Origin of the sequence: Microvirga sp. KLBC 81 (assembly GCF_003075415.1) — a bacterium.
GTDB lineage: Bacteria > Pseudomonadota > Alphaproteobacteria > Rhizobiales > Beijerinckiaceae > Microvirga.
In genome coordinates, this window is sequence record NZ_QDAH01000147.1 from 1 (window position 1) to 6,931 (window position 6,931).

The following is a 6,931-nucleotide window of genomic DNA, read 5'->3' on the forward strand; positions in this document are numbered from 1 at the left end:
GAGGGAGTACCGACTGCGATGAACACTGCCTCGGCGTTCTTGACGGCCTCGGACAGGTTGGTGGTGAAGGTCAGGCGCCCTTCGCGTACGTTGTTGGCGACAAGATCGTCCAGGCCAGGCTCGAAAATGGGGATTTCGCCGCGATTGAGGGCCTCGATCTTGCTGGGGTCCTTGTCCACGCAGCACACTTCATGCCCGAAATCGGCAAAGCACGCCCCGGACACCAGCCCTACATAGCCCGACCCGACCATCGCAATGCGCATCGTCGTCCAATTCCGTCTTGGGAGAAGACAGCAAGCTCGCTCTCAGCCAGCCCACATGCTTTTCAGATATTCGACTCGGTTCTTTATCTGGCTTTGGCAGCAATTGCTATCCGGATGTCCCGAGCGAGCATGAGGCTTTACGCCATCTGCCGTTCTGCGAGGTTGAGCCCCACTCGAGAAGACTCTCGACGCAACCTCGAGTGGTCGCCTCCACATAAACGCGCAGTCCCGGCGCATTGCCTGATGGACGGAAGTGAGTGACCTCTCCGTCAGCGATTATATATCCGCGAGGAGATTACATTATCCTTGTTTTCCAATGGCTGCCATACTGTAGCCTGACATCCTGGTCGGGCTTACCACAGTTCACATGCGGGAAGACTTGGCCAACCTATTGCCTGTCCTGACGCGAGCAATTTGCTGAATTTTGAAACTTGGCTGGGGCGCCAGGATTCGAACCTGGGAATGGCGGTACCAAAAACCGCTGCCTTACCGCTTGGCGACGCCCCAATGGTGGGCGTGTACATAATCGGCTGAGCCGTCCCTGGCAACCCGGTTTTGTGAAGTGCAAATCTGAAAAGATATCTGCCTGAAGCCCCAATTCTCCTCTTGCGGCCCTTAGCTGCCGCCGCTATAAGACCGGCCTTCCCGATGAAATATCGGTGTCGGAGTGTAGCGCAGTCTGGTAGCGCACCTCGTTCGGGACGAGGGGGTCGTAGGTTCGAATCCTATCACTCCGACCATTTATTCCAAAGACATAGCTTCCCCTTCCCAAGAAATCGGCGCTTCTCCCCGGTGGTTCCCCGGCAGAACCGGAATAAGGCTCCCGCTCTGTTCACAGCGGGCGGAGAGGCTTGTCCAGCGACCGTAGCGGAGGCCAAGTTTAATTCATCCACCCGGAAAAATGCGAGTCGGATGATTCCTCTAGTCACCCCTCTTCTGTCCCATCCTTGCTATAGAAGGGGGGTGACGGACGTCGACCGTCTGCTCAAACTTGAGGGCGAGCTTACAGAGGCTAGGCAACGCTTAGCCTCTTACATGACTGTCTCCCCCTACTCCCGTGATACCACCGCCCTCCGGCTCATGGCTTGCGCTTGCTCTGCCTTAGGCTAGTCAGCCTTGGTGTCGGCCCTCACTTCGATGGCCCAAGCGGTCCCTGGCGCCTCATAGTGGGCCTCAGGGATCAACTTCTCGTCACCCTCCTTAGATGCGATCTCGACACGCAGGTTTGCACGATAGTCGAAGTCCTTGATGAACTTAGCCTTCTGGGCCATGACTCGTTTCCTTAACTCACACCACCAAGGGGGTAGGACAGGAGGCGGAACTGCCTCCGATATGCTCCGGGCCTGTGACGCTGAGGATGGCGAAAATACGGCTCGGATCTATTGCATCAACTGCTCGCCATTCAATCTTGATGGTTGCCGTCTGTTCCGACCACCTCACCCAGACATCGACGGAGTGATGTTTGCAGGCGCTGCGCCGTGACGGTCTCTCGACCAAGTGGAATACACTTCTCTTTTGATCACAAAGACTTAGGCCAAAGCGAGACTTATTTTCATTCTCTGAAATCATTAAGCCTTTTTACGCCTTGAGTCCCACCGCTTCCCCGCCCCTCTCACTGTTTGTCAGAGCACCTCTGCCCGTTCTGACAGAGGGATTTCGAGAATTGTGGACGTCGTTTCCACCAACTTCGGACGACATACGCTCCGCCAATCAGTGTAGCGCCTGCCAACATGGCGACGAGCATTTCGGAAACAAAGTGCCAGCGTTCCTCTTCGCGGAGCATATGCCGGTGATCGTGCGAAAGATGCCGGATCGTAGCTATGAAAATGCCAACGATGGTCCCCACCACTACAAAGAGAGGGGTGTTCCGTAGTTCTAGAAAAATAGGTCCCTTCTTCATGCGTGGGAAATTATCCCACATTAAACAGCTTGGCTATGGCGTATGGGGCCTACTCCATAAACTGCCTGTCGAACTTTGATCGAGTACGCACGTCATACCTCTCCCCTTGCTCGGGATGGAAGGGAGCGATGAGCGAGATGAATCGGGTCGGACGACTGGGCTGTCCTCTTCAGGGTAGAGCCCTTCCTGTTACCTGAACCAGTTGCGCCAGTACCACTCGCACGCGATTCCATCACCGTCAGCATCGAGGTGCGGGGCATAGTCGGGATTGCCCCGAGCTATAGGCGCGGCCCCGGCAGCACGAGCCTGCGCGCAGGTGCGGAACGAGCCGGAGCCACCGAAGCGATGGACGCGGGGGACTGAGGGCGATGAGCTGAAGTACGAGGGCAAGGAGCCTAACGACAACGATGAGCCGTATGCCAGGAAGGCCCACACGACCGCGCAGCCTGTGAGGCCGGCAAGAGTTGACCAGCCGAAGCGCCGCAAAAGCTCCTGCCCTCAATAGCGCCGACGCTGACACGCCCAATACCAGCGAGCTCCCTTCTCAGTCGCGATCTTAGGCTTATCCCATGGACCTTTCTTCATAAGCATGAGCATAACAGCTCATGCTTTCGCGGTGCATGCACTCTTCGGAGGGGGCTCAGTGGGGGACAGCAACATTCACTTTCCCGAGCGATGGACGTTCCCCTAGCAGAGCGGCCCTATCTCCCCCGTTCTCTGCCATATTCATGGCATAACCGGCTCGCGCGGCTCTCCCTTGATCGTTGCTTTCAAGCGCCTTTAAGATGAACTATGGTGCGGTCGAGCTACCTCCTAAGGTAGGGCGCGACATGGTGATCGTTTACCCGGTGGCGGCTTTGATCGGCGGCCCATTAATTGCGTCCTGCTCTAGCCTTATGGATCGACCATTGCCCTTCTCAGCACACCGTTTGGCGGTAGCTTGTCTGTGCTTTTGATGGCGATCCTGGTTTACATGCGGGCCTCAAATAAAGCTCGCTCGCGCGGTGATCGTGCAGTTTACATGGATCAGCCTCAAAAGTTGCAGACACCGAAAGCCGTCAGTAGGCCCATGTAAACGGGAAATTCGTACTCTCCGCACCAAACGGAGACATGACCTACTCTCGCAACACCACCGCCATCGCCTCACTCAACAGCGCCTAGGCTATGGTAAGCGAGCAACAAAAAGGCCCGGATTTCTCCGGGCCTTGTCTGTCGCGGCTGCGACGGATCTTAGTAGGTGCCGAACTTGTAATTCAGCTTGGCGCGCACCACAAAGAACTCGTTTTCATCGTCGCGGTCGGCGCCGGCAACCTCGACCGCCTCACGGGCGGTGCCGCCCAGCGGCGCATCCGGGATGGAGCTGCCGATGAAGGTGCCGTTGTCGTCCTCGTCGAGGTTGACCCACAGGCCTTCGATGCCGGCCGTCAGGTTGTTGGTGAAGGCGTACTCGACGCCGGCACCCAGCACCCAGCCGGTGCGCACGTCATCGTCGTTGTCGAAGAAGTCGTTGTCATCGTCAGAGCCGCCGTACGCGAAGCCGCCGGTGGCGTAAATGAGAGCGCGGTCGAAGGCGACACCGAGGCGAGCGCGCACGGTGCCGAACCAGTCAATGCCGCCGGCAGCCCCGGCTGGCTCGAAGGCGTAGGCGTCCCACTGCGCCGGATAGACGGCCGTGCCGTCGCTGCCGCCGAGGTCGGCCCACTGCAGGTCGGCTTCGACGCCCACCACGAACGAGCCGATCTGGTGATTGTAGCCGATCTGGCCGCCGCCGACGAAGCCGTCGTTATCATCCTCCTCGAAGGTGATGGTGCCGGCCACCGAACCCACGCCGACTGCCTCAGCCGGCACGGCAACAGCGGTGGAGTCGTCGTTGTTGTTCCAGCCCCAGCCGGCGTTCACACCGACATAGAAGCCGGTCCAGGTGAAGACCGGAACCGGAGCGAAGACCGGAGCCGGAGCCGCACGCGACGGAAGGTCGGCAGCGGAGGCGGCAGAAATACCAGCGGTCGCAATGGCAGTCGCGGCCAGCAGACCGAGAAGACGCGTTTTCATGAGCATTCATCCCTAGTGCGAGGAGTCGCAGGATCAGAGTATGGCTCAGGTGGAAATTCTGGCTATGGTAAAGCTGCAACACCGGGAAGATTAAACCGCTTTCTGCTGTATTCGGCCGCCCGAACTCTGCGTCAACCTTTCGTTAATACCTTGGCGAATTTGACTCGCCAAGAATTGCGTGTCCTACTGGTGCTGTCTTTGGAGCGATCCGAAGGCGAGGAGAGACTGAACCCTGCTCCTCACCGGGCAGGGTTTTTTATGGCCGCTGCCTGCACCCGGTGCGGACGTGGCGAAACTGGTACATGCAACGGACTTAGAATCCATCAGAGATCCCACTCGCGCGACACTACCGCTATCTCCAAGCTTATCGGCCAGCCCGTCAGCACCTAGTTTGAGGAATGGCAGCATGAATGCGAGGCCCGTGCCGTCCTGGTTATGTCCAAGCCTCCCGTAATCCCCGCCGCGCCTATGACGAGAACGGCAACCAGATCCCACCTTCAATTCTCTTTTCACCCTTCCCTGCCATACCGATGAAATAATCTATTTCCGCGCCTCAAATGGAGACCGATGTGCGCTACTTGACGTTCGCAGCAGCGATTGCCCTGTGCGGCATTGCTCAGGCCAAAGAGTTGGTCCCGGCAAGCGGCCTCCCATTCTGTTCATCAAAGGCGGAAATGCAGGAGCTTTTGAGAAAGTCGTTGGATAAGAACTGGGACCCACCAGGAAATCTTGATTGCCTCTTTTTGAAAGCAGGCCTTGAGATGGAAACTGTTCGGGAGATCAAAGGAATATCCCCGGTTGGGCAAGTCAAAGAGGTCAAGGTATTCATGCCCGGGCAAAACCGCTCTGTTTCAGGCTTTATCTTCGTCATGCAGCCCCGCTAACGAAAGCTCTCGTGCGGGCTGTCTTCCAGCACGAAGGGCTCAATTAGCATGACCTACTCCCAGAGGCCGCTTGCGAGCCATTGTAGATTCGGGGCTGGGCCTCGAGCATCAGATTGGACCAGTCGATGTCTCTGGCCGCTGATCAGCAACTGAGCCGTCTACCCTCACGGCGACCATGTCTCAGATAGTGCGCCAAGCCAGACTCTATTCGGCCGCGCCTGACAGCTCGGCGAACGTCGCGATTGCAGCGTAGGTACTCACGTTCATCGAAGGCATATGCACGGTCTCTGTACCTAGGGCCGCGCTCTCGGTACCCGTAGTCGGGTTCCTGGTACCAAGGGGCGCGCTCCTCGTATCCGTAATCCGGTTCTTCGTACCAGTAACCAGGGCCTCCATATGGTTGAGCCGAGGCTGAGGCCATCGAGGTCATCAGGCTCAGACCAAAAGCCGCCATTGCACAAAGCGCCTTCATGTAGCGTGTTCTCCTCATCAGGAATTAAAAACGCTTTGGGGAAAGTACTGGTTCATTCGCCCTTGCCAGTCGGCCCGGTCCTAGCGGAAGTAAGCCCCACCCCTAAGCCATCCGGCTAGGGTGACATTCCTGGTCATCAGGCTGATCTTTGGAAGATCGTCGTGCTCCAGAGGCATACGAACGCTCAGGTGGGGGCTGCAATGGGGCACGTGGCACGTGGTTCAGTTCGTCAAACGGAAGCCGAAGGCACATCGGTTCGGCACAAGATCTCCACATCAACCACCAATTCGCAGATACTTCAGAGGGACGCGCTCGCGAGGGCGCTCTTGGATGGCAGTGCTTTTCGTAGGGCTCTTCGTGGTGGGGGCCATAGCCCTCGAGATTGGGCCGCCTCTAGTTGGATGCGCTGTGAAAGCGAACATTAGTCAGAATACTGGAGAGCGGATCTACCACGTTCCAGGACAGAAGTATTACTGGCAGACCCGAATCAACTGGCTCACTGGCGAGCGGTGGTTTTGCTCCGAGTCGGACGCGCGGCGGGCGGGATGGAGAAGATCCCACATCTGAGACGTGATCACCTTCCCGCGTTCGTTCTTCTAGACAGGACTCGACTCTTCCTGAACGTCGGGGCATGTTCCCGGTTCGTTCAGGGGTCAGGGCGAGGACGTAAGAATGAGTGACGAAGCCGTGCTCTTGCGGGACTACCCCTTCCCCAAGTTCAACATGGCCTGTGACAGATGCGAGGGAGGCCCGGTGCGATAAGGCGTCACTGATGGAGAGGATCGGGGGAGATGCAAGGCTACCGAGCCTTCGCCTTGAGATCGCGGCAGCATGGGGCTGCGAGATCGCCCAGAAGCAGCTTTCAGAGGAGTACCTGCCAAGCTTCGAACGGTGCGGGGCGATCTACCCCGACCTGACAAAACGCTCGTAGCCAAGCCATAAACGAAAACAGTCTCCCCAGACCGAAGGCCAGCGGGGCGGTGAATCTTGCGCAGCAGGTTGGTGTCAGGCAGAGATCATCTCACGAGAGCCAATGCTGTCCTCACGGCAGTTGGAGACCATGGCGATCGCATCAATCGCAAGGCTGCGGAACTCGTCCTTGAGGTCTTCCGGCGCCCGATCCCAGGTTTGCTCATCATTTTCGACGCCGTAGAATGCGCGAGCAACACGTTCGATTTGCTGGTCCAGACACATCATAGCTCCTCTCATATCCTTCTTTGAGGGATATGCCTCGTCGAGCTTTAAACTCCTATCAGGCTGTTTATTTCCTTATGTCTGATGATCTAGAGCATCGGGCATTCAGACGAATCCGTATCCGGCGGCGGTGAAATAGTTGCGGCACGCCTCAGGCTCAACGAGA

At 57.6% G+C, this 6,931-nt stretch carries 5 protein-coding genes, 2 tRNA genes and 1 pseudogene; 2 read left to right on the forward strand and 6 right to left on the reverse strand.

The genetic code is table 11. The features are described from left to right. A pseudogene (locus tag DC522_RS31825) lies at positions 1 to 263 on the reverse strand (UDP-glucose/GDP-mannose dehydrogenase family protein); the annotation flags it as partial. Between the two features lie 432 nt (positions 264 to 695). After that, positions 696 to 770 (reverse strand) — tRNA-Gln (locus DC522_RS31830). Between the two features lie 156 nt (positions 771 to 926). On the opposite strand from DC522_RS31830, the gene DC522_RS31835 reads away from it, so the two are divergent. Further along, a tRNA-Pro gene (locus DC522_RS31835) sits at positions 927 to 1,003 on the forward strand. Positions 1,004 to 1,369: 366 nt separating this feature from the next. On the opposite strand, the gene DC522_RS35240 is transcribed toward DC522_RS31835, so the two are convergent. From DC522_RS35240 to DC522_RS31845, 3 genes are all read right to left on the reverse strand, one after another. After that, on the reverse strand, positions 1,370 to 1,534 hold the full coding sequence (locus DC522_RS35240) for a hypothetical protein (protein WP_165820413.1): 165 nt from the start codon (positions 1,532 to 1,534) through the stop codon (positions 1,370 to 1,372). An 818-nt stretch (positions 1,535 to 2,352) separates the two neighbouring features. Further along, complete coding sequence (locus tag DC522_RS31840) at positions 2,353 to 2,598, reverse strand: excalibur calcium-binding domain-containing protein (RefSeq protein WP_205769885.1); 246 nt, start codon at positions 2,596 to 2,598, stop codon at positions 2,353 to 2,355. Positions 2,599 to 3,393: 795 nt separating this feature from the next. Next, positions 3,394 to 4,215, reverse strand: coding sequence for an outer membrane protein (locus DC522_RS31845; RefSeq protein ID WP_116532458.1), 822 nt, complete (start codon positions 4,213 to 4,215; stop codon positions 3,394 to 3,396). 569 nt (positions 4,216 to 4,784) lie between these two features. Between DC522_RS31845 and DC522_RS31850 the strand changes: the two genes are divergently transcribed. After that, positions 4,785 to 5,099: a hypothetical protein gene (locus DC522_RS31850; protein ID WP_133239440.1), complete on the forward strand. Its 315-nt coding sequence runs from the start codon at positions 4,785 to 4,787 to the stop codon at positions 5,097 to 5,099. A 1,477-nt stretch (positions 5,100 to 6,576) separates the two neighbouring features. Here the strand turns inward: DC522_RS31850 and DC522_RS31865 are convergent. After that, entirely contained in the window at positions 6,577 to 6,768 is a 192-nt protein-coding gene (locus DC522_RS31865; RefSeq protein ID WP_116532462.1) for a hypothetical protein, read from the reverse strand. Positions 6,769 to 6,931: the final 163 nt, after the last annotated feature.